Consider the following 21,175-nt stretch of genomic DNA (forward strand, 5'->3'; position numbering starts at 1 on the left):
CCACGATGTTTTACAAGAAAACAGGGTAATTAAATATGATTAAAACAGTGCAAGACACTGTTTTAACATGAAAAAAGTGCAGGGTGATTATACAGTGAAAGATTCACCACAACCACATTCACCTTTTTTATTGGGGTTATTAAACTCGAAACCTTCATTGAGACCATTTTTTACATAGTCCATTTCCATGCCGTCGAGATACACCAAGCTTTTAGGGTCTACAAAAACTTTAACACCAAACTGTTCAAAAATTTGATCGTGTTCATCGATATCATCAACAAACTCAAGTACATATGCCAAACCAGAACAGCCTGAAGTTTTCACACCAAGACGAATACCTTCACCCTTACCGCGATTCTTTAAGTAATTGCTGATATGAGTTGCAGCATTTTCAGTTAAATTGATCATGAAAACTCCATTAAAAAATTATCTGTAAAAACTTAAACAACAGATATTAAGCTTTAGTTTTCTTGTTACGGTAATCTTCAACAGCAGCTTTGATTGCATCTTCTGCAAGTACAGAACAGTGCACTTTTACAGGAGGAAGAGCAAGTTCAGTTGCGATATCAATATTTTTTATCGCTTGTGCTTCGTCTAAAGTTTTACCTTTTAACCATTCGGTGACTAATGAGCTGGATGCAATTGCAGAGCCACAACCATAAGTCTTAAAGCGTGCTTCTTCGATCACACCATTGTCATTTACTTGGATCTGTAAACGCATCACATCGCCACATGCAGGTGCACCCACCATACCTGTACCAACATTTTCTGCATTTTTATCCAAAACACCAACATTACGAGGGTTTTCGTAATGATCAATTACTTTTTCACTATAAGCCATGATGCTTCTCCAAACCTCGGGGTCAGCGTTGATAATATGTATTGCTACAGTCTAATATGGTGGCATTTCACTGATTTTCAATAAAATGCCGTGTTTGATTTTAGAAACTTAGTGTTCAGCCCATTCAACTGAATTTAAGTCGATACCTTCTTTGTACATATCCCAAAGCGGAGAAAGTTCACGTAATTTCTCTACAGCAGCTTTAGAAATTTTAATGACATGGTCAATGTCTTCTTCAGTCGTATAATGACCGAAGCTGAAACGAATTGAGCTATGCGCCAATTCATCAGAAAGACCAAGTGCGCGAAGCACATAAGATGGTTCAAGTGTTGCAGATGTACATGCTGAACCTGATGAAACCGCAACATCTTTCAATGCCATCATCAATGATTCGCCTTCAACAAAGTTGAAACTTACATTTAAGTAGTTTGCAACGTTATATTCAGGGTGACCATTTAAGAACACTTGTTCTAAATCTTGTAAACCATTCCAAAGCTTGTCACGAAGTACACGTAAGCGCGCTTGTTCTGCATGTAAGTTTTTACCTGCAAGTTCAAATGCTTCACCCATACCCACAATCTGGTGAGTAGCAAGTGTGCCTGAACGCATACCACGTTCATGACCACCACCGTGAATTTGTGCTTTAAGACGTACGCGAGGGCTACGACGTACAAATAATGCACCGATACCTTTAGGTCCATAAACTTTATGACCAGAGAAGCTCATCAAGTCTACTTTCATGGTTGAAAGATCAATTTCAACTTTACCAGCAGCTTGCGCAGCATCTACATGGAAGTAAGTTTTGTTGGCGCGAGTAAGTTCACCAATCGCAGCAACATCAGTTACTGTACCAATTTCATTATTGACCATCATTAATGAAACAAGAATGGTGTCTGGACGAAGTGCAGCTTGAACCATTTCTGGCGTAATTAAACCTGTTCTAGGTTCTGGTTCAAGATAAGTAATCTCAAAACCTTCTTCTTCCAATTCACGGCAGGTATCTAAAATTGCTTTATGTTCAATTTTACTGGTGATGATATGCTTGCCTTTCGAACCATAAAATTGAGCAATACCTTTTAGCGCAAGGTTATCAGATTCAGTAGCACCTGATGTCCATACGATTTCTCGTGGATCAGCTTTAACTAAATTTGCGACTTGTTCACGTGCATATTCAACTTTTTCTTCAGCTTGCCATCCATAAGCATGAGAGCGAGAAGCTGCATTTCCGAAGGTACCATCAAAGGTTAAACACTCCATCATGCGTTCTGCTACTTGAGGATCAACAGGCGTAGTTGCTGCATAGTCAAGATAAATCGGACGTTTCATGTCAAATACCTGTAACCGATAAAAGGGCTGAATCATGTGGTGCTGAATTTTGGCGAACCGCAACGGTTTGTACATTGTCGCGTGCGACTAAATCGGCAAGGGTGATTTTAGCTAAATAATCGGCAATATGGAGAGAGAGTTCTTGCCATAAATCGTGAGTTAAACACATCGCACCATTTTGGCAGTTGCCTTTATGATCACAACGAGTTGCATCCACAGTTTCATTTACAGCTTCAATAATTTCTAAGACAGTAATTTCTTCAGCATGACGCGCTAAGTGATAGCCACCATTCGCGCCACGAACACTTGAAACTAAGCCATGACGCTTTAATTTAGCGAACAATTGTTCAAGATAAGCGACAGAGATCGTTTGGCGGGCTGCAATTTCTGCAAGCGTAATCGTTTGTTCAGTAGGCTGCAATGCTAGGTCGAGTAGTGCAGTCACTGCATAGCGACCGCGAGTAGTTAGGCGCATGATTCGATACACATGTTTTAGACTAGATGTATGAATTTTATGAATCCTGACTAAATTAGTCAAGTATTTTTAAGCTTAATTCTGACTAAATTAGTCAGAATTAATTATTATTGTTATAAGGATGAAATCTAATAAAATATTTTACATGAATATTTGCCATAAATTATACATGATTAGTGCAACAAATAGAAAGCCTATTACACCTAAAGCCATATATAAACGCTGTTGATTTTGCTGTAGACGTCGAACTCGATTTTGATATTGCTTTACCTCAACCTGAAGAGTGTTGATCTTTGAACGTTGCTGATCAATTTTTTCAAGTAAGGGTGCAATACGTTTTTTTGATGCACGTGTCTGACTGTCATCATCAGGATGAGTTAACCACTGTTTCCAATCGGACAAGAGTTTGGGTGCAGTTAAATGAATGACCAGATCACGAAATTGATCTTTCACCATATCACTACCTTCCAAACGCATTTTTTTCATACTACGGCGATTGGCAAAAACAAAAATCTGAATTAAATCAATTAATGTGCTACTCACAGAAAGATCGACAGGTTTTTCTGGCGCTTGCAAGTCAAACAAAATGCCACGGTCTGTAAATTGAATATAGAAATCAAAATAAGGAATGTAACTATTTATCTTGATGGTCATTTGCTGTTCGACAAAATTTTTAGCTTGTAAGCGAACAACACGATCATGTTTTAATACAAAAGAATAAATGGTTTCCAAGATAATCATGACAATGTTTAGCAACAAACGAGAGTGACCTTGCTTTTGTTGCGATTCATTCATAAAACATTCCTATAACAAATTGAGAATCCGATCTCTAAAATAACTTTGAAACAATTTCATCCGTGATATGAAACACATTATTTCAACAATCATATAAAAAAAATAATTGAATGACCATTGTTGAATTGGCAAGTGTTCCTTAACATTAAACAATTACTTTGCTTTTGTAGAACAGTTTAGCAAAAGGTTCAATAGTTTTATTTGATATTATAGATATATTTTCTACATAATTTGGTCATATAGGTCATTAAAAGCTGGAGTTTTGGGCAAATGGAGCAGGATATGAAAAAGAGCAATAAAGAACAATTCGGTCTTCAGGAAGACCAAAATGAACAGCATGTATCACATACAAAACCTAGACATCATAAAAAATCAGCATTGGATTTTAGAAAATATACCAAACAAATTTGGTTGGCCGGGTTGGGGGCTTTTTCGCGTGCTGAAGAAGAAGGCAATAAGTTATTTGACTCTTTAGTCAAAGTTGGAGAAGAGCTTGAATCAAAAACGGTTGAAGTTACTGATCAAACAGTGAACAAAGTGTCGGAAAAAACTAAAGAGTCTGTCACAGAAACTAAGGACAAGGTAGAAAAGCTTCTCGATCATGGCGTAAATCATTCGCTTAATCGAATTGGTTTGGTCACTGCAAAGGATCTTCAGCACCTAGAGAACTTAATAATGCAATTACATCACAAGGTGGATGCCTTAGTAGAAGAGAACCAAAACTTACGCGAGCAGTTGCTCAAAAAATGAAATAATTGGGGTGAATCAAAAAAAAAACTCATTTTTAGTCGTAATTTTTGAGAAAAGCGTGTTTGGAGTCTTGCGTTTCCCCCCAAAGCATTGCTATAAAGTCGTCATGGCCTTTGATCTACAGCCTTGGAACTTAAACAAACGAAATAAGAGGACGTAATCTTCATGAATAAATCAGAATTAATCGATGCGATTGCAGAAAAAGGGGGATTGTCAAAGTCTGATGCAGGTAAAGCATTAGATGCGACTATTGCTTCAATTGGTGAAGCGCTTAAAAAAGGCGACACAGTGACTTTAGTAGGCTTTGGTACTTTTAGTGTTAAAGACCGCGCTGCACGTACTGGTCGTAACCCTAAAACTGGTGAAGAGCTTCAGATTAAAGCAAGCAAAGTACCTAGCTTTAAAGCTGGTAAAGGCTTAAAAGACTCAGTAGCTTAATCTGAGCTTATCGAAAGCGCGCCCTCGTGGCGCGTTTTTTATGAAATAAAATTAAATTATCAGTGATTGCTCGTTCATTCATTTCACAATTTCAGTTAGAATCCTTACGAAATATAATATTGGAATACTCATGGAATCGTTTCGCACTCTCATAAGGGGCTGGTTTGGTAAAGTTCTCCTTGTGTTATTTTTAGCGCCATTTGCCGTGGTCGGTATTGAAGGTTATTTCAGTGGTGGGCAAAAAGCAGATGTCGCTAAAACTGTTAATGGTCAAGATATTTCTAAAAAAGAGTTAGAAACGGTCACCAAAAGCTATACGGATCAATTATTGGCAAATCCTAGTGTGCATGGGGACGAGTCACTGTTGAATAAAGAATTTATTGCAAATAAAGCACTTGATTATCTGATCAGTCAAAGTCTTCTAAGACAACAGGCAGATAAATTAGGTGTGACTTTAAGCGATACTCAGATTGAACAGAAAATTGCACAGATTCCTGCTTTTCAGGAAAATGGTAAATTTTCAAATAATCTATATGCGAATTATTTACGTTCACAAGGCTTAACCAGTCAGGCATTTATTCAAAATATTCGTCAAGATTTTGCATTGAGTATTCTGAGTTCAACGATTTCAGATAATGCTTTGATTAGTAAATCTGATATTCAACAAATTGCTAATCTTCAATCTGAACAACGTGAATTATTTTTATCGAGTGTGAAGCTGGATGATTATAAAGCGAATGTTAAAGTGACGAATCAAGAAATTGCGGATTATTACAACAAACATCTCAATAAATTTAAACAGGTTGCGGCTGTAGATGTTGATTATGTTGTGCTTAGTCCTGCGACATTGACTCAACCAAATGCTGCGGTGTCTGATGCGGATTTAAATCAAGCCTATGCGCAATTTGTAGAAAAATATAAGCAAAATTTAAAGCATGATGTAAAACACATCCTGATTACAACGGATTCACGTAGTCCTGAGCAAGCTGCAACTTTGGCGAATGAGGTTTATGCAAAAATTCAGGCAGGTATGACTTTTGCTCAAGCGGCTGCACAATATTCTGAAGATCCAGATTCTAAAGCAAAAGGTGGTGCACTTGCAGCCTATGCTCCAGGTGTATTTGGTGCTGATTTTGATAAAGCTGTGGCTTCAACAGCGAATGGTCAAGTGGCGAAACCTGTAAAAACAGAGTTCGGCTATCATATTATTGAAGTCAATACACCCGCTGGAACAATTCCATCATTGGAAAGCAAAAAAGCAGAATTAACAGCCGAAGTGCTGAAAAACAAATCTGCAAATTACTTCTCTGATACTGTAAATAGTTTAAATGACCAGGTTGTGAATAGCGACTCGCTTGATGTTGTGGCACAAGCAGTGAAAACAGTACAGGTCCAATCAGCCAAGAATGTGAATTTAGCGACAACTAATCCAGTTTTAGCAGATCCTGCGGTTAAAACGAAATTATTTGCTGAAGATATTAAAAACGGCAATACAACAGCTTCAGGTAATATACAAACTGCCAATGGTGATGTGGTATGGATAAAAGTTCGTAAATACTACCCAGCGGGCACTCAACCTCTGGCTCAGGCAACAGCCCGTGTAAAAGCACAGTTGATTGAACAAAAAGCATTTGATGCAGCACATGCAAAATTAAATGCAATGATTGAAGATTTTAAAAAGTTACCTGCACAAGCAGTGACAGCGAAATACCAATCTAATTTTGTACATGCAGGAACATTTACGCGTTCACAGGGACTTAAACGCGAAATTGAGCGTGCTGCATTTAGTCAACCTGTACCCAAAGCAGGTATGTGGTCTGTGACTACTGCGAAGTTACCTGATGAATTGGTTGTTGTAGCGGTTGCCAATGTGAAAAAAGTAGATATTGCCCAAATGAATCCTGCTGAAGTTCAGCAGTTGACTCAAATGTACCAAAAATTCCGTGGGGAACAATTGCTTGATGATTATTCTCGTTATTTAAAATCTCAAGCTAAGATTAAATAATTAAGAAAACATCCAATAAAAAAAAGCGCTTCGGCGCTTTTTTTTATTGGATTATGTATTCTGGAACTGTCTCGTAAAGTTTTAGAGTTGATTGCGGTATTGACTCGGGCTAAGCTCAAATTGTTTTTTGAATGCTTGACTGAATGCGGTTTCAGAAGAATAGCCCACTTGATGGGCAATTTGTTGAATAGAGAGTTGACCTTGTTTAAGCAGCTGACTGGCAAGACGTAAACGATGTTGTTGTAAATAAGCCAATGGTGTCTCGCCAATAATTTGGTTAAACAGGCTGGCAAATTTTGAGCGGGACATACAGCAGGTTTCAGCTAAACTTTCAACAGTCCAGTTATGTTGGGGTTGGCTATGGATGGCTGCCAAGGCATTTGATAGTTCAGGATGAATCAAAGCATTCAACCAGTTATTATGATCTTGCATTTGCTCAATGTAATCTCGTACAGACTCAATCATTAAAATGCTGACCACATGATCCATGATCTTATTCTTGCCTGCGACAGTTCTACGCGTTTCAGCGGATACAAAATAAAGTCCAATTTTAAGCCACTCAGGTGCTTCATCACTCAGCGCATTTTGAATGTGTAGATAGGGAGGGAGTGCATTGATTAATGGGCGTGCCATAATGGCATTCATATGGCATCGGACAGTAAGTATTAAAGTTTTTTCCGAGCTTCCCTGACCAAATTCAATGGCATCCTGTCTAAGTCCATCAAACAGAGGTTCAATATTTAAGTTTTCGACCAGTTGTGTATTGGGCTGATTTTTTACGGTGTGGGCTAAACCTGCAGGAATTAAAAACATATCACCTGTGTGTAAGGTGACATGCATCGATGGGGAAAACTCTAAATAAGCGTGACCATATAAGACAATATGTGCAATGACAGCTTCTTGTTTAGGGCTTTGAAATGACCAATCCCCTTGCGCTTGAAGATAAATATATTCTGAGTGGTTGAGATGAATATCATCAAAAATTTTACTTAAAGCATCCATAAGTATGGTTTAAATTTCCTATTTTCAAATAATAAAAAGGTTTGATGTCATTAAAACATGTGCGTAAAGGACAATCTCTATGTTGAAGATGCCAAAGACTTTTTCATAGGTTTTATGGACGCTTACAACTGTCCTTCAAGTGATCTTTATTTAAATATATAGATAAGTAGAAAGATAGGGAAGATACAGCCATGAATGCACCAGTTCAACTGACTGAACAGCAATTGCTGGACATAAAACCAAAGTCAGGTTTGGCACTTGATAAGAAGCGTTACCTTTGGATGATTAGTCCATCTTTGCCAGTGATTGGTTTAGGAATTTTAGCGGGTTATCATGTTGCACCTAAGCCACTTAAAAAAGTGTTTGCACTGGGTGGTCCGATTGTCTTGCATGTGATTATTCCAGCCATTGATTCATTGATTGGTAAAGATCAAAACAATCCAACTGCTGAAGATGTAAAATTACTTGAACAAGACCCTTATTATTCTCGATTAGTTAAATCTTTTATTCCGATTCAATATGCAGCAAATGTGTATGCATGCTATTTGGTTGGTCGTAAGCAGACTTCATTGCTTGATAAGATACTCTTGGGTATTTCGATGGGGGCGATTAATGGTATCGCCATCAATACAGCGCATGAACTCAGTCATAAGCATGATCGCATAGATCATATTTTGTCACACTTGGCATTAGTTCCATCTGGTTATAATCATTTCCGGATTGAGCATCCATATGGACACCATAAGCGTGCAGCAACTCCAGAAGACCCTGCATCTTCACAAATGGGTGAAACTTTTTATGAGTTTTTACCACGAACAGTCATTGGATCATTTAAGTCTGCAATTGAAATCGAAACCAACCGCCTTAAACGAAAAGGGCTTGGATTTTGGTGTAAAGACAATGAGTTGTTGCAAGGTTGGGGCATGACTGCGGCATTCCATTCGTCAATGGTGGGGGTATTTGGTAAAGGAATTTTGCCATACTTGGCTACGCAATCTGCATATAGTATTGGTCTGTTTGAGATTATTAACTACATCGAACACTATGGTTTATTGCGTCAAAAGGATGAAAAAGGTAAATATGAACGTACCATGCCTGAACACAGTTGGAATAATAATAATATTGTGACGAATTTGTTCCTGTATCAGTTGCAGCGTCATTCAGATCATCATGCTTATCCTACACGTCCATTCCAGGCATTACGTCATTTTGATGAAGCACCTGAGTTACCAAGTGGTTATGCAAGTATGTTATTGCCAGCCCTGATCCCTGCTTGGTGGTTCAAGATCATGGATAAACGTGTATTTGATCACTATAAAGGTGATTTGAATAAAGCCAATATTTATCCAAAACGTCGTGCCAGTATTTTTAAGAAATTTGGTGTAATCGACAAATTGCTCAATAAGTAAACATGAAAAATGCAATAAAAGCCCAATATTGGGCTTTTATTGCATTTAACTCTTTGAGGTATCCTGCGATTTTAATGTTGAATAACATGTATTGTTCTTATTCACTCATCATTGAGCTGCATCATCATCGATAGGCAATTGATCATTTAATTATATTGATTGTATGCTTCATAACATAATGGGGGAGGATAAAAATTTTGCTCATTAAAATTAACTCAAAGAAAAAAATTCTCTTTAAATATACTATCTTTATTATCAGGTTTCTTTCATAGTATACATAAAGTAATTTTAGATGCTAATAGCTTATCTGGACGTTTGTATGAAGTGGGAAGAAATAGGCAATCAACCATGTTCAATTGCGCGCACATTGTCAGTTTTGGGTGATCGTTGGACGATGCTTATTCTTCGTAATGCATTTATGGGAATGCGTCGTTTTGATGATTTTCAAGCAAATTTAGGTGTAACCCGACATGTGCTTGCTGAACGTTTAAAGCGTTTGGTTGAGCATGGCATACTTACCAAAGTTCCATATGTTGAACGACAAGAGCGTTTTGAATATCGTTTAACTGAGAAAGGCTTAGAGCTTTATCCAATTTTATTAACGATGGTGACATGGGCAGATAAGTGGATGGATGAAGGCTTAGGTGCACCAATGGCACTTGAACATACAACATGTGGGCATCAATTTACTGCGATTTTGGTCTGTTCGGAATGTCAGCAAGCGATTACTGCACGTCAAGTAAAGCCAATCGTTACACCTGCATTTTTTAAATATTTGGAGAAAAGTAAACAGGCATGATTTGATTGTATCAATCAAGCATGAATTGAATATGAATGATCAAAACGTTAAAAACAGTTCAGAACAGAAACAAAAAATTGAATATCTTTGAACAAGCTTGATTGTATTACACGCTATTTAAATAAAGGCATTTATACATGCGTTTCGATATTAAGATGAATGTTGGGAAAACATCTAACCTTGATTACTATTTTAATAAATTGATTTTTGTTAAAGTGTGTGAAATTTATACCATGTGTTACTAAAAAATATATAATTCAAACTTAAATAAAAAATTTGCGTTTAAAGCTGAACAATAAATTTTTTTCTAAAACTCATATTGAGATCATTAACAATCAATAACCATTTTTTTTAATAGAAAGGCATAAGTGTTTGGCAAATGATAATTATTTAAATTTAAAAATTCAATAACTTAGAAATATGTAATACGGAGCGATGATATGGCAATTGGATCAAGCCCAACAGTTGGAAAAACAACTCAAACCTGCCTTCAAGAATTTACAATTCATTTTAGACGTGCAGAGGACAGAGTGTTTGATGGTCGTTATGGTTTTGATTGGTATCGACCTGAATTTTTAAAAAAAATGACCTATTATCAACCCTTAACATCTAGCGAAGAAAGGATTAAAGTTGCTTTAGTGACTGGCGATATAGATACACTCAAAAGCACTTATACACATGGACAAAAAACAAAAATTTTGCCTTATGGCAAAGAATACATACCTGCATGGTTGGCGATTTATTCAACAGAGTGGCTTAATGTTCATCGTTCGGGTCAAGGTGAGAACTATAGTGTAGCACTAGATTTAGAGCTAAATCTAATTGAAGGCAAGAATGATGGTGAATTAAATCCAATTGATAAAAATAAAGAATTTGAGTTAAAAAATAATGGAACTATTCTCAAGTTTGAAGCATCAAACCCAAATATTGTGATTGACCCTTCAGAAATGAATATTAATCGATTTCTTAGTACTTTTGGAAATAACAAAAAATTATCAAATCAAGAAAATGATCAGAAATATTTAGTTTCTAATGCAGTTAATATCTCATGTAAAAGTGCATTGGAAAACCATGAAGAGATTTTAGTCTATGCAGAAAAAAATGGTTGTAAAGAAGTTGTCGGTCAGCTCATGCTATACCATAATGCTGTGATTCCGAGTTTAAAAGTTATTTTTGTAGATGTGATTACGAATGAAAAAAAACCGAGACGTTCATATGATTATGAGGATTTTTTACAAAATAGATCATTTAACCAAGCCTTAATTAATGTAGAAATAATAAATGCTCCAGCATTCGATTTTAGAAAGTATCGTAAAAATGATGTTGATGTAAATATTTCTTTAAATAAACTTAATATAAATAATACCAGCTATTTTTTAGATGATTTAAGTAAATTTTATAAAAAATACCAAGATAAAAGCTTGGCAGCTAAAAATTATGTTTTTGTAACAAATGTTTTTAAAGAAGAAGGCGTTGGTAGTGGTGGGGATAGTGTTACCTTATTCAAATGCCCTGAAGATATATTTAATCAAGTCGTTGTACATGAGTTGGGACATCGTTTTGGATTGATTCATTTGTTTGACTCCCAAAAAATTAATCCCCAAGGCAAGTCTTTTCAGTTTTTACCGGGTTTGACAGGTAATTTTTTAGATTATGATCATAGAAAAATTGATGAGAAAGAAAAAAATGGTAAGACTAAGTCAAGGGCTATACGCAATCCCACTTTTTCGTTGAGCTATTTTTTCAAATACCAATGGGATTTACTTAGAAAAAGAGTGAAATAATCTATTTATCTAAGCCATAATCTACAGGGATTCGTTCACGCTAATACATATGTGAACGAATCAATTTATATAAATAGTTCATAAACAATTTGCGGGTTTAGGAATACCTGCCAAACGACTCAAATGTCGAGCAACCAGTCCAGTATTAAATTTTTGTTGCAACATTGCATTATCAATCTCAGGGCTTACGCTTTTCATTAAAAATTTAATCAATGGGCGAGTCGCAGGAGAGTGTCCAAATTGAGTATAGAATTGACGAACTGCATATAAAACTTCGAAATGCCAAGGTGTAAGCTCGAGTTCTAAACTCTGTGCCAGCTCTTGAGCAACCTGTTCATTCCAAACCGTATAATCCACTAAGTGACCGTCTTGGTCTAATTCTAAACTCATAAAACAACCTAAATGATGTAACTCGATTGAGAAAGCAATTAAATTACTTGGGAGATAACAAAGGGTAAAATAGCGGTTTATTTTAAACTGATACAACGTGTGAAGTCTAAAATCAGTTCTGCGAATTGCGCATAATTGATCAATTTAAAATGCTCAGGAACTTTTTCGGCAAGTATTTCTGTATCATTTTCCAAGATATACAGATTTTTTTTCTTTTCTAAACGGTGATCACATACATATAGCACTGCATCTCCCATTAAAAGAATATGATCATCTACTGAGTATATTTGATCTAGTTGGGTTAAAACTTGATCTGTATGTGAAAAGCATGATTGAATTAAGTAAAGTGTTTTATCTGACATTTAAATCTACCTTGCCCATCTTACCAATATAAAACACGATCAAAAGATTGAATAAATTCACTATTCAAATTGATGAACTCAATCTCTTGTTGTGATTGAGTAACAAAAGCAGAGCTTTTATTCATATTCTCTACTAAAACTGGTGTTAAATCATAAAATTCAAAGCTATCCACCATGTTTGACGCGAGTTTAAATGCTTGTTTTAAACCATCAAACGCCAGTTCGGATTTTAACAAACTTAGTCCAGCACCCTTGAGTAACACTTTGACTTTACAACCAAAAGTAGCTAAAACCATAGTGGCAGACAAGCTTTCATAAACTTGCAGATTGGTTAAGTTTGCTTGGGTTATAACCACGAGTACAGTATTCACACAAATCACCTTTTAAATGCAACACTCTAATGGGAAGATCAACTTAGAATTGAATGAGACGATCTGTAGATTGGACTGCATCTGCAAGTTCTCCAAGTCCAACGAGATTAAAACCTTTTGCAAGATTATGTGTTTGAATTTGATGGCGTTTAGCATTTTCTTGATCTGTTATTCCACGCGCTAAAGCGGCACTCACACAGACAGGAAGTCGAATTGCGAGTTTTTGCCACTCTACAGATAAATTACGTTGATCATCAGGAATCCATTGCAAGTTGTTGGCAACTTGTACACCATCTTGATAGAAGAACACACGAAATTCTTGATCTTTTGCTTTTAAAGCCTGAGCTAACCCCAATGCATGCCATGCATGAATTGAACTTGGAGCAGCAGTGATTAGTAATAAAGTACTCATTTGATGGCGATTCACTTGGAGAATGGACAGTTTGCAACATTCAAACTTGATAATGATAGGTAGTATACAATGATTTTAGTGACTGGTGGTTTAGGCTTTATAGGCTCGCATGTGGTTTTAAGTTTGCTAGCTCAAAGGCAAGAGGTCGTCATTGTTGATAATCTAGCCAATGCAAATCTGCAGTGTTTAGAGCGTTTAGAATTTATTACAGGAATGTATATCCCATTTGTCAAAATTGATATTCGTAATACTCCTGCACTAAATAAAGTATTTGAACAATATTCAATAGATACCGTTGTACATTGTGCAGGGTTCAAATCCATTGAAGAATCTAATCTGAAACCTCTTGAATATTATAATGACAATGTCAGTTGTATTATGAGTTTATTGCGAGCAATGCAACGCACAGGGGTCAGAAGTCTGGTTCATCTTTCTAGCCTTATGGTTTATGCACAATCGAGTTTAGATTTAAACGAAGAAATTGCTTTTAATTATTCTTATCCGAATCCTTATATTAAATCTCAACAGATGATTGAAGAAATCATCAAGGACACCTTTAGAACGGATCAGGAATGGAAAATTGCAACGCTTAGGGTATCCAACGTGGTTGGTGCTTTTGAACATGGTGTATTGGGGGAGTTTGTCACTCCGCTACCGAAAAATATTGTTCCATTAGCATTGCAGGTCGCTGCACAACAGCGAGATTTGATTGAAGTTCACCGTCACGCCAATACCCAAGATAAAACCACTGAGCGTAGTTTTGTACATGTACTTGATGTTTGTGATGCGATCCAGTCCAGTATCTATTGGCTACAAGAGCAGAACAATGTCTGTGAAAGTTTTGATATTTCAGGGACTGTAAGTTCGATTCAAGATTTAATCAATACGATCGAGGATGTAACTGCACAGCAAATTCATCAAATTGATGCGGTTTACCAAATACATGAACTTGATCAAGTGGCTTCGAATAGCCATAAAGCGTTAGATGTTTTAAAGTGGGAGGCAAAACGCTCACTTAAACAAATGATTCAAGATGAATGGCGTTTTTACCAAAATACCTTGAATAATTGTTGATATGTAGAAAATGCATAATTGTAAATAATTATCATTTACATTGGTTGCCTATTTGTTTAGCATAAGATTTCGCTGGGGTAATGGCTTGTATTCATTGCATAAAGATGATCACATTATAAGCTGTCACTTGAAAATTAAATTCGGACGATTGAGAGGTTGAAAATGCAGACACGTATTGAGCACGACACAATGGGTGAAGTTGAAGTTCCTAGTGAGGCGATGTGGGGAGCACAAACTCAACGCAGTGTAGAAAACTTTAAGATCGGCACCGAACATATGCCTCGTCCTATGATTAAAGCAATGGGATTTGTTAAAAAAGCCGCAGCGATTACCAATGCGAGCCTCAATCAAATTCCGCAAGAATTATCCCAATATATCGTAGAAGCAGCTGACGAAGTGATTGCTGGAAATTGGGATAGTCAATTTCCTTTAGTAGTTTGGCAAACGGGTTCTGGTACACAAAGCAATATGAACTGTAATGAGGTGATTGCCAATATTGCCAATCAAAAACTTGGTAATCCTTTAGGTTCACAAAAACCTGTTCATCCTAATGATCATGTCAATCGTGCCCAATCTACCAATGATTCATTTCCAACAGCGATCCATGTGGCTGCTGCATTACAAATCAATGAATTACTCATTCCAGCAGTCAAACGTTTACGTGACACATTGCATCGTAAATCTGAAGAATTTAATGACATTGTCAAGATTGGTCGTACACACTTACAAGATGCTACACCACTGACGCTTGGGCAGGAGTTCAGTGGTTATGTGTCGCAACTGGATCATGGACTAAAGCGCTTACAGCAAGCTTTGATTTGGCTATATGAGTTGCCGTTAGGTGGTACAGCCGTAGGAACAGGTTTAAATGCTCATCCTGACTATGCCGAAAAAGCTGCTGAAGAATTAGCTAAATTAACTGGTCTTCCATTTATTACCAACCCTAATAAGTTTGAAGCACTTGCAGGGCGTGATGCAGCTGTATTCGCGTCAGGCGCATTAAAAACTTTAGCTGCGAGTCTTAATAAAATTGCCAATGATATCCGCTGGTTGGCGAGTGGTCCTCGTTGTGGTTTAGGTGAGCTGCGTATTCCTGAAAATGAACCAGGCTCAAGTATCATGCCAGGCAAAGTGAATCCTACGCAGTGTGAAGCAATGACGATGGTGGTTGCACAAGTGATGGGGAATGATACAACGATCAATTTTGCAGGTGCGGCAGGTAATTTTGAGTTAAATGTGTATATGCCTGTTATTGCATATAATCTTGTTCAATCTGTGCAGTTGCTTGGTGATGCTTGTAATAGTTTTGATGAGCATTGTGCAGCAGGCATTGAACCAAATCGTGAAAAAATTGATTATTTTTTACATAACTCGTTGATGCTGGTGACTGCACTGAATCCTGTCATTGGTTATGAAAATGCAGCAAAAGTAGCGAAAACTGCTTATAAAGAAGATAAAACCTTAAAAGAAGTCGCTGTAGAGCTAGGCTTTGTCACTCCAGAACAATTTGACGAAGTGGTTCAACCTGAAAAAATGGTACATCCAAACGTTAAGTAGCTAAAAAATTTAAAAAAGGGCTAAAAATTTTTAGCCCTTTTTTATACAATAAATATCAATGTTGAATAGCGCATGACTATGTTGAGTTGGTTGTTTAGAAATTTAAAAACAATGCTTATCCGCTTAACCTCGCCATGTAGAGAGCATATAGACAATAATTGCGATTAAAAATAATGCAACTATAAATAAAATATATTTCGGAATACGACGCTTTTCTTGTGCTTTCTCAATTCTTTCTTCAGTTGGAGAATGATTGTTATCGATTGACATATTCATTAACCTCAAATTAATTAAGTGCTTATTTTTTATCATGAAGCATTATTCTATTTGTTGTGTGAAAAAATGTAGTTGAAGCGTGAGGCACGTAAGTATATGAAACTTTACGTAGCAAGTTAAATTTAAAGAAAATTTTGAGAAATCCTACGCCGTAAATCTATAGAGCTTGTAAAAGTCCTTAAATATTTTATACTTATAATTTATATGATAATGAGATGTATTCTTAATTATGTTTGATAAAATGTTTAAAGGAAAAAGTTTCGATAATTTTTTAAGATTAAGCTTTTTTATGTTTATGGTTTTAACTTTTTTATCTCTAGGTCAAAGTATTTATGACAGGGTAACGGGTGAAGCAGAACAAATTGTTTTAAAACCTGCTTTAACCTTTATGTTTTTTGCTTTTTTTGCCAAATATCAATATGCCTTCCAATATTGGTCAAAGCGTCTTGAACGAATTAATGAAGAGGAAAGACAGCGGCAACTTTGAATAGATCAAGAGAAAACAATTTAAGTTCAGTCTGAAAAACCACCTCTATGATTAAAAATCATGTGGTGGTTCTGTCACAAAAGAGGCTTATGCAACAAACTCGTTGACATGATATTCAGGTTCACAAGCCAAAATAGATATAAATTTTTCTGTTGTTTCGTCAGTGAGTAAGTAAGGATTGAACGCTTCTAAATGATACTGCATAAAAAATTCTGAAATCTTTTTATTGATTGGGGAAAATTTCATCGTCCATTGTGAAAATAAGCATGTCTGATTTTCTGCATAATATAAGATTTCACAATTGATATGCCGTTCATCTTTGACAATTCGATTATAAAATAAATCATCAATGATGTTTTTATTTCCCTCTAAACATTGGACGAAATATCCATGTCCATAATAGAGCACACCAGTAACTCCATTACGATAATTAAAATCAATTGCTTCGTCTAAGATATTGATTAAATTTTGCTTTAAACCTGAATCTACTCTAGCAATTTTACTAACATATAAAAGTCGAACAGACTCCATCTTTGATTCTCTTTTTAAGGAGGGAGCTTTGATTGTTACATAAAACACGCTTAATCATATATTTTTATGTAAATATCAAGGAATTTTCAGATGAAATTAATGTTAATTTTCTTGTAAATGGAAAAAATAGACCTGCTTCCTGCAGGTCAGTATCCACTTTCTTTATTGTCGTGTTGACCACTCTCTTCAATGGTCAGGGATACTATACAGATGTTCTTTAATAAAAAAAACGCAGTAAATTAGTTGGAATAGTGGGCTAAGACTGAGCCAAAATTCATGATGGCGGTTTGATATAAATAGATTCATCATGTCTTTAGCATGTGTTATAAATATTCTATAGATGAACTCTATATGAATAGAATAATGGTTTAAACAACGCCTTAAATAATGAGAACAAACAATGCGTTATTTATTTTTCTTACTCAGCCTATCAATAAGTGCTGAATTAAATGCTCAAAGCCCATTAGACCAACCTTTTTTACAAAGTGGGGCAGTTGATGAGCAATTTAATATCCTTGATCTCAATGTTTACAACATGTTGGTTAAAGCAATTAATCACAATTTTAAGAATATTGCCACGGATCAATCAGAACGTGACTTTGTTGTTTCTCGAATTATGCTGATTAGCGATGGATTGTGGATTGAATCTGATATGAAAGATATTAAGTCTACAGAAGATTTAACAAAAAAATTTGATGATCAAAAATATCAGCGTTTGATTAAGCAAAATATGTGTAAAAAAGATGACTTACTTGAGTCAGAAGTTTTTAAAAAAACGACACGTGGCAATTTTATTTATCAACTCAACAATGCCGATGGTGATTTTTTAAAAAGATTTACAATAAATTATAGGGAGTGTTTGTAAGATTATGATATTTAATGTTAGTAATTTGATCACAGCGATTCATTTAGCGATTTAGCATCCATGATATTTTATGATTTAAGCATTAGTTTGATATATTAAAACGATCAAATCAAAAACTGCTTGGTTTAATTTGTACTGATGATGAATGGACTGAATACTCAATTGGTTAATTCAGCATTTTTTCATCATAGATCTAATCACATTGTTCATTCTCATTTAGTGATTCTCATTTAATGACTGATTTATCATTACTGTCATAATCAGACTGATACGCTTGAATCATTTCCATGTTTTCTACAGTCCAATCATATAAGGCACTAAAAGGCGCTTTCAGCGATTGACCAAGCGGTGTCAAAGCATACTCCACGCCAAGAATTTTTCCATCTATGACTGTACGTGTCACCATGCCATTTCGCTCAAGCTTACGAAGTGTTTGTGTCAAAACACGTTGGGTAATACCATCCAAACGTCGCTTAATCGCATTAAATCGATGCGGTTCGTCTAAAACCATTAAAATCAACATAGACCATTTATCTGCGATTTGATCAAGAATGGTACGGCTAGGACAATCGGCACGATAGATCGGACTTGGTTCAGTGCTCATCGGTATACTCCAGCATACTTAGGATGTTTAAGGTGCGTAATTGACACCTAGTATACATTGGATACCATGCTTATTCATGCTAAAAAACAAGGTCTATTATGAATACATCAAATTATTCTACACTCCAAATTGAGTATGCACAGGGCGTTGCAACGGTGAGCATCAACCATCCTCCAGTCAATGTGTTAGATGTTGCTTTGATGAGTGAGATTCAGCAATTTTTAATACAGGTACGTGATGATCCATTGAGTCGTGCCATTGTATTCCAAAGTGCTGATCCTGATTTTTTCATTGCCCATGTAGACATGACATTGATTGATGAGCCAAATGCTTTTGATGAGATTGCAAAAGATACTCCTGATGGTTTAAATCCTTTTCAAGCTTTGGGAGAAATGATTCGAAGACAACCTCAAGTAACCATCGCTAAGCTCGAAGGTCTTGCCCGTGGAGGTGGTGCTGAATTCGTGGCTGCAATGGATATGTCATTTGCTGCTATTGGACGTGCAGGACTCGCCCAATGTGAAGCATTAATGGGGATTATTCCTGGAGGTGGCGCAACACAGTATTTGTCACGATGTATGACGCGTGGACGTGTGCTAGAAGTGATCCTCGGTGCAGAACTCGTAGATGCTGAGTTGGCAGAACGATATGGTTGGGTGAATCGTGCATTGCCTGCAAATGAACTGGATGCTTTTGTGAATCGTCTTGCCAAGAATATTGCTGCTTTACCAGAAGGTGTGATTGCTGCGACGAAAAAAGCAGTTTCGACCGTGAATCTGAGCGAAGGATTACTACGTGAACACGAGGCATGGGCAGATCTATTTGCACTTCCCAATGCTGAAAAATTAATTCGTGGAGGTTTAAAGGCGGGCGCTCAGACCAAGATAGGTGAAAAGAATTTAGAGCAATTACTCCGAGATTTATCTTAATCCTGTACTGAGTTTTAATTTGAAAAAATCCTTACTGTGTTGAGTCGAATTTCAAGCATAGACTTCGCATAAAAAATATCTAAATATGGCTTGAATAGTCTGTTGGTCATGGTTTTAGCTTGTTGAGCTAACAGACACGAAATGCAAAAAAGTTCAATTGGATGGATTAAAAAATCATCTTACTCAATGGTTTTTTAATCATCCAAAATGCCTAAAAGAGTTTTTAACACTTAAATTAGAATCGAATATACTGTTATAATTGTGAGATTGCATTTTTTGCTGTTCTTTACTTATTTGTATTTTTATATTTTATGAATAAAGAGGTGGTCCCACTTGTTTGAACAACTAAAAGCTTATTTATAAGTGATACTCTGCTCTAGTTAAGCTACCTTATTTTGTTGTGGTAGCTGGTCATAGTAAAACTCATCTGGAGTCATTTTGTCCAGACTCGAATGAGGTCGTTTCAAATTATAAAATTCAAAATATGCGTTTAATTGCTTCTTCGCATCCAAAACATTGCTGTAGGCTTTGAGATACACCTCTTCATATTTAACGCTCCGCCATAATCGTTCAACCATCACATTATCAACCCATCGACCTTTACCATCCATACTGATTTGAATGCCATTTGATTTCAATACATCAATAAATGCATCACTGGTAAACTGACTGCCTTGGTCTGTATTAAAGACTTCAGGTCGGCCATATTTTTCAATAGCTTCATTTAATGTTTCTATGCAAAATGTAACCTCCATACTAATCGATACTCTATGCGCAAGTACCTTGCGGCTATGCCAATCAATCACAGCACATAAATAAACAAAGCCTTTTGCCATAGGGATATACGTTATATCCGTAGACCACACTTGATTACTGCGCTGAATAGCCAATCCTTTGAGCAGATATGGATATTTACGGTGAGCTTGATTGGCCTGACTTAGATTTGGTTTACGATATAACGCATTAATGCCCATTTTCTTCATTAAAGTACGTGTATGACGTCGTCCTATATGATGTCCTTGACGATTCAATAAATCACGCATCATACGGCTACCTGCAAAAGGGTATTGCATATGTAACTCATCCATACAGCGCATCAGCTTCAGATCTGATTCACTCACAGGTTTTGGGCGATAGTAATAACAACCACGGGAGACTTTCAGCAGCTTAGCTTGCTTAGATACTGAAATCTGAAGTGAGTCATCGATTAACTTTTGTGGTTGAAGCGACCCAGTTTCTTCAACACACCTTCTAAAAAATCAATTTCTAATGCCTGCTCACCGATTTTTGCATGTAGTTTTTTTAGATCGATGGGTGGTTCTGTTGGAGCTTTTGATTGATCGAAAGCTTGCGAGGAAGCTGAAATCAGTTGATTTTTCCAGTCAATAATTTGGTTTTGATGAACATCAAATTCAGCACTCAATTCAGCAAGTGTTTTTTCTGCTTTAATCGCAGCAAGTGCTACCTTAGCTTTAAAGTCATTTGAATGATTTCTTCTTGGTCTACGTGTCATAAAATACTCCATATATTGATGTTTATAACATCATTTGGGGAGCAAAATATCACTTATAAGTGTTGTTCAAATTTCCTGATCCACCTCTCATTTGATCAAATTGTTGTTTTTTCAGTAAAAATAGAGTGCTGTAATTTAGCATAGTTATCTATCACATCTATATGAATGTTTCATCAGTCG

24 protein-coding genes and 1 pseudogene are annotated in these 21,175 nt (G+C 36.2%); 11 read left to right on the top strand and 14 right to left on the bottom strand.

Going from position 1 to position 21,175, the window contains the following annotated elements; translation table 11 throughout:
* Positions 1 to 87: 87 nt before the first annotated feature.
* The 5 genes from iscA to I9192_RS10525 form a co-directional block, all read right to left on the bottom strand.
* Positions 88 to 408, bottom strand: a complete 321-nt coding sequence (gene iscA / locus I9192_RS10505; protein WP_004830887.1) for an iron-sulfur cluster assembly protein IscA — start codon at positions 406 to 408, stop codon at positions 88 to 90.
* A gap of 46 nt (positions 409 to 454) precedes the next feature.
* Positions 455 to 841 carry a Fe-S cluster assembly scaffold IscU gene (gene iscU, locus I9192_RS10510; protein ID WP_004830886.1) on the bottom strand — a complete coding sequence of 129 codons (387 nt, stop codon included), beginning with the start codon at positions 839 to 841 and terminating at the stop codon, positions 455 to 457.
* Between the two features lie 108 nt (positions 842 to 949).
* A complete protein-coding gene (locus tag I9192_RS10515; protein ID WP_004830885.1) occupies positions 950 to 2,167 on the bottom strand; it encodes an IscS subfamily cysteine desulfurase in 1,218 nt (405 codons plus the stop codon).
* Between the two features lies 1 nt (position 2,168).
* Complete coding sequence (locus I9192_RS10520) at positions 2,169 to 2,642, bottom strand: Rrf2 family transcriptional regulator (RefSeq protein WP_004830884.1); 474 nt, start codon at positions 2,640 to 2,642, stop codon at positions 2,169 to 2,171.
* 141 nt (positions 2,643 to 2,783) lie between these two features.
* A complete protein-coding gene (locus I9192_RS10525) occupies positions 2,784 to 3,437 on the bottom strand; it encodes a hypothetical protein (protein ID WP_139421107.1) in 654 nt (217 codons plus the stop codon).
* 366 nt (positions 3,438 to 3,803) lie between these two features.
* Between I9192_RS10525 and I9192_RS10530 the strand changes: the two are divergent.
* The 3 genes and pseudogenes from I9192_RS10530 to I9192_RS10540 form a co-directional block, all read left to right on the top strand.
* Positions 3,804 to 4,187 (top strand): annotated as a pseudogene (locus I9192_RS10530) (phasin family protein); the annotation flags it as partial.
* A 165-nt stretch (positions 4,188 to 4,352) separates the two neighbouring features.
* Complete coding sequence (locus tag I9192_RS10535) at positions 4,353 to 4,625, top strand: HU family DNA-binding protein (RefSeq protein WP_004720620.1); 273 nt, start codon at positions 4,353 to 4,355, stop codon at positions 4,623 to 4,625.
* A 130-nt stretch (positions 4,626 to 4,755) separates the two neighbouring features.
* On the top strand, positions 4,756 to 6,630 hold the full coding sequence (locus I9192_RS10540; protein WP_200150386.1) for a SurA N-terminal domain-containing protein: 1,875 nt from the start codon (positions 4,756 to 4,758) through the stop codon (positions 6,628 to 6,630).
* An 81-nt stretch (positions 6,631 to 6,711) separates the two neighbouring features.
* Here I9192_RS10540 and I9192_RS10545 read toward each other — a convergent pair whose 3' ends face one another.
* Entirely contained in the window at positions 6,712 to 7,632 is a 921-nt protein-coding gene (locus I9192_RS10545; RefSeq protein ID WP_151797346.1) for an AraC family transcriptional regulator, read from the bottom strand.
* Positions 7,633 to 7,823: 191 nt separating this feature from the next.
* Here I9192_RS10545 and I9192_RS10550 point away from each other — a divergent pair, with 191 nt between their 5' ends.
* The 3 genes from I9192_RS10550 (at position 7,824) to I9192_RS10560 (ending at position 11,624) form a co-directional block, all read left to right on the top strand.
* On the top strand, positions 7,824 to 9,041 hold the full coding sequence (locus I9192_RS10550; protein WP_199936485.1) for an alkane 1-monooxygenase: 1,218 nt from the start codon (positions 7,824 to 7,826) through the stop codon (positions 9,039 to 9,041).
* Between the two features lie 319 nt (positions 9,042 to 9,360).
* Positions 9,361 to 9,840 (top strand): winged helix-turn-helix transcriptional regulator, encoded by a 480-nt coding sequence (locus I9192_RS10555; RefSeq protein WP_004830878.1) that lies wholly within the window; start codon positions 9,361 to 9,363, stop codon positions 9,838 to 9,840.
* Positions 9,841 to 10,280: 440 nt separating this feature from the next.
* A complete protein-coding gene (locus I9192_RS10560) occupies positions 10,281 to 11,624 on the top strand; it encodes a metallopeptidase domain-containing protein (RefSeq protein WP_200150387.1) in 1,344 nt (447 codons plus the stop codon).
* Between the two features lie 78 nt (positions 11,625 to 11,702).
* On the opposite strand, the gene I9192_RS10565 is transcribed toward I9192_RS10560, so the two are convergent.
* The 4 genes from I9192_RS10565 to tusD form a co-directional block, all read right to left on the bottom strand.
* Positions 11,703 to 12,014 carry a TusE/DsrC/DsvC family sulfur relay protein gene (locus I9192_RS10565; protein WP_005029096.1) on the bottom strand — a complete coding sequence of 104 codons (312 nt, stop codon included), beginning with the start codon at positions 12,012 to 12,014 and terminating at the stop codon, positions 11,703 to 11,705.
* Positions 12,015 to 12,091: 77 nt separating this feature from the next.
* Positions 12,092 to 12,376 carry a DsrH/TusB family sulfur metabolism protein gene (locus I9192_RS10570; RefSeq protein WP_005029094.1) on the bottom strand — a complete coding sequence of 95 codons (285 nt, stop codon included), beginning with the start codon at positions 12,374 to 12,376 and terminating at the stop codon, positions 12,092 to 12,094.
* A 20-nt stretch (positions 12,377 to 12,396) separates the two neighbouring features.
* Complete coding sequence (locus I9192_RS10575) at positions 12,397 to 12,747, bottom strand: hypothetical protein (RefSeq protein WP_005029092.1); 351 nt, start codon at positions 12,745 to 12,747, stop codon at positions 12,397 to 12,399.
* A gap of 43 nt (positions 12,748 to 12,790) precedes the next feature.
* Positions 12,791 to 13,159: a sulfurtransferase complex subunit TusD gene (gene tusD / locus I9192_RS10580; RefSeq protein WP_004830867.1), complete on the bottom strand. Its 369-nt coding sequence runs from the start codon at positions 13,157 to 13,159 to the stop codon at positions 12,791 to 12,793.
* Between the two features lie 69 nt (positions 13,160 to 13,228).
* Here tusD and I9192_RS10585 point away from each other — a divergent pair, with 69 nt between their 5' ends.
* Positions 13,229 to 14,233 carry an NAD-dependent epimerase/dehydratase family protein gene (locus I9192_RS10585; RefSeq protein WP_005028938.1) on the top strand — a complete coding sequence of 335 codons (1,005 nt, stop codon included), beginning with the start codon at positions 13,229 to 13,231 and terminating at the stop codon, positions 14,231 to 14,233.
* A gap of 162 nt (positions 14,234 to 14,395) precedes the next feature.
* Positions 14,396 to 15,790 carry a class II fumarate hydratase gene (fumC, locus tag I9192_RS10590; protein WP_005028937.1) on the top strand — a complete coding sequence of 465 codons (1,395 nt, stop codon included), beginning with the start codon at positions 14,396 to 14,398 and terminating at the stop codon, positions 15,788 to 15,790.
* Between the two features lie 123 nt (positions 15,791 to 15,913).
* Here the strand turns inward: fumC and I9192_RS10595 are convergent, their stop codons facing one another.
* Positions 15,914 to 16,060, bottom strand: a complete 147-nt coding sequence (locus I9192_RS10595) for a hypothetical protein (RefSeq protein WP_004830864.1) — start codon at positions 16,058 to 16,060, stop codon at positions 15,914 to 15,916.
* 235 nt (positions 16,061 to 16,295) lie between these two features.
* Between I9192_RS10595 and I9192_RS10600 the strand changes: the two genes are divergently transcribed.
* A complete protein-coding gene (locus I9192_RS10600) occupies positions 16,296 to 16,553 on the top strand; it encodes a hypothetical protein (protein WP_005028935.1) in 258 nt (85 codons plus the stop codon).
* Positions 16,554 to 16,640: 87 nt separating this feature from the next.
* On the opposite strand, the gene I9192_RS10605 is transcribed toward I9192_RS10600, so the two are convergent.
* Entirely contained in the window at positions 16,641 to 17,084 is a 444-nt protein-coding gene (locus I9192_RS10605) for a BLUF domain-containing protein (RefSeq protein ID WP_004830862.1), read from the bottom strand.
* Positions 17,085 to 17,484: 400 nt separating this feature from the next.
* Here I9192_RS10605 and I9192_RS10610 point away from each other — a divergent pair, with 400 nt between their 5' ends.
* Positions 17,485 to 17,949, top strand: coding sequence for a hypothetical protein (locus I9192_RS10610; protein ID WP_005028931.1), 465 nt, complete (start codon positions 17,485 to 17,487; stop codon positions 17,947 to 17,949).
* A 226-nt stretch (positions 17,950 to 18,175) separates the two neighbouring features.
* Here I9192_RS10610 and I9192_RS10615 read toward each other — a convergent pair whose 3' ends face one another.
* Complete coding sequence (locus I9192_RS10615) at positions 18,176 to 18,553, bottom strand: winged helix-turn-helix transcriptional regulator (protein WP_005028929.1); 378 nt, start codon at positions 18,551 to 18,553, stop codon at positions 18,176 to 18,178.
* Positions 18,554 to 18,651: 98 nt separating this feature from the next.
* Here I9192_RS10615 and I9192_RS10620 point away from each other — a divergent pair, with 98 nt between their 5' ends.
* Entirely contained in the window at positions 18,652 to 19,482 is an 831-nt protein-coding gene (locus I9192_RS10620; RefSeq protein WP_005028926.1) for an enoyl-CoA hydratase/isomerase family protein, read from the top strand.
* Between the two features lie 380 nt (positions 19,483 to 19,862).
* Here I9192_RS10620 and I9192_RS10625 read toward each other — a convergent pair.
* Positions 19,863 to 20,995 (bottom strand): IS3 family transposase gene (locus tag I9192_RS10625; protein WP_223672967.1). Its coding sequence is split into 2 segments (ribosomal slippage): positions 19,863 to 20,743 and positions 20,743 to 20,995, totalling 1,134 coding nucleotides; the frame shifts between segments, so codons are not numbered across the junction.
* Positions 20,996 to 21,175: the final 180 nt, after the last annotated feature.

It is taken from the genome of Acinetobacter bereziniae (genome assembly GCF_016576965.1).
Classification (GTDB): domain Bacteria; phylum Pseudomonadota; class Gammaproteobacteria; order Pseudomonadales; family Moraxellaceae; genus Acinetobacter; species Acinetobacter bereziniae.

What these genes read in the sequence shown, in the direction of transcription:
- iscA (WP_004830887.1), bottom strand. Translation starts at nt 408, where the DNA reads ATGATCAATTTAACTGAAAATGCTGCAACTCATATCAGCAATTACTTA.
- iscU (WP_004830886.1), bottom strand. Translation starts at nt 841, where the DNA reads ATGGCTTATAGTGAAAAAGTAATTGATCATTACGAAAACCCTCGTAAT.
- I9192_RS10515 (WP_004830885.1), bottom strand. Translation starts at nt 2,167, where the DNA reads ATGAAACGTCCGATTTATCTTGACTATGCAGCAACTACGCCTGTTGAT.
- I9192_RS10520 (WP_004830884.1), bottom strand. Translation starts at nt 2,642, where the DNA reads ATGCGCCTAACTACTCGCGGTCGCTATGCAGTGACTGCACTACTCGAC.
- I9192_RS10525 (WP_139421107.1), bottom strand. Translation starts at nt 3,437, where the DNA reads ATGAATGAATCGCAACAAAAGCAAGGTCACTCTCGTTTGTTGCTAAAC.
- I9192_RS10535 (WP_004720620.1), top strand. Translation starts at nt 4,353, where the DNA reads ATGAATAAATCAGAATTAATCGATGCGATTGCAGAAAAAGGGGGATTG.
- I9192_RS10540 (WP_200150386.1), top strand. Translation starts at nt 4,756, where the DNA reads ATGGAATCGTTTCGCACTCTCATAAGGGGCTGGTTTGGTAAAGTTCTC.
- I9192_RS10545 (WP_151797346.1), bottom strand. Translation starts at nt 7,632, where the DNA reads ATGGATGCTTTAAGTAAAATTTTTGATGATATTCATCTCAACCACTCA.
- I9192_RS10550 (WP_199936485.1), top strand. Translation starts at nt 7,824, where the DNA reads ATGAATGCACCAGTTCAACTGACTGAACAGCAATTGCTGGACATAAAA.
- I9192_RS10555 (WP_004830878.1), top strand. Translation starts at nt 9,361, where the DNA reads ATGAAGTGGGAAGAAATAGGCAATCAACCATGTTCAATTGCGCGCACA.
- I9192_RS10560 (WP_200150387.1), top strand. Translation starts at nt 10,281, where the DNA reads ATGGCAATTGGATCAAGCCCAACAGTTGGAAAAACAACTCAAACCTGC.
- I9192_RS10565 (WP_005029096.1), bottom strand. Translation starts at nt 12,014, where the DNA reads ATGAGTTTAGAATTAGACCAAGACGGTCACTTAGTGGATTATACGGTT.
- I9192_RS10570 (WP_005029094.1), bottom strand. Translation starts at nt 12,376, where the DNA reads ATGTCAGATAAAACACTTTACTTAATTCAATCATGCTTTTCACATACA.
- tusD (WP_004830867.1), bottom strand. Translation starts at nt 13,159, where the DNA reads ATGAGTACTTTATTACTAATCACTGCTGCTCCAAGTTCAATTCATGCA.
- I9192_RS10585 (WP_005028938.1), top strand. Translation starts at nt 13,229, where the DNA reads ATGATTTTAGTGACTGGTGGTTTAGGCTTTATAGGCTCGCATGTGGTT.
- fumC (WP_005028937.1), top strand. Translation starts at nt 14,396, where the DNA reads ATGCAGACACGTATTGAGCACGACACAATGGGTGAAGTTGAAGTTCCT.
- I9192_RS10595 (WP_004830864.1), bottom strand. Translation starts at nt 16,060, where the DNA reads ATGTCAATCGATAACAATCATTCTCCAACTGAAGAAAGAATTGAGAAA.
- I9192_RS10600 (WP_005028935.1), top strand. Translation starts at nt 16,296, where the DNA reads ATGTTTGATAAAATGTTTAAAGGAAAAAGTTTCGATAATTTTTTAAGA.
- I9192_RS10605 (WP_004830862.1), bottom strand. Translation starts at nt 17,084, where the DNA reads ATGGAGTCTGTTCGACTTTTATATGTTAGTAAAATTGCTAGAGTAGAT.
- I9192_RS10610 (WP_005028931.1), top strand. Translation starts at nt 17,485, where the DNA reads ATGCGTTATTTATTTTTCTTACTCAGCCTATCAATAAGTGCTGAATTA.
- I9192_RS10615 (WP_005028929.1), bottom strand. Translation starts at nt 18,553, where the DNA reads ATGAGCACTGAACCAAGTCCGATCTATCGTGCCGATTGTCCTAGCCGT.
- I9192_RS10620 (WP_005028926.1), top strand. Translation starts at nt 18,652, where the DNA reads ATGAATACATCAAATTATTCTACACTCCAAATTGAGTATGCACAGGGC.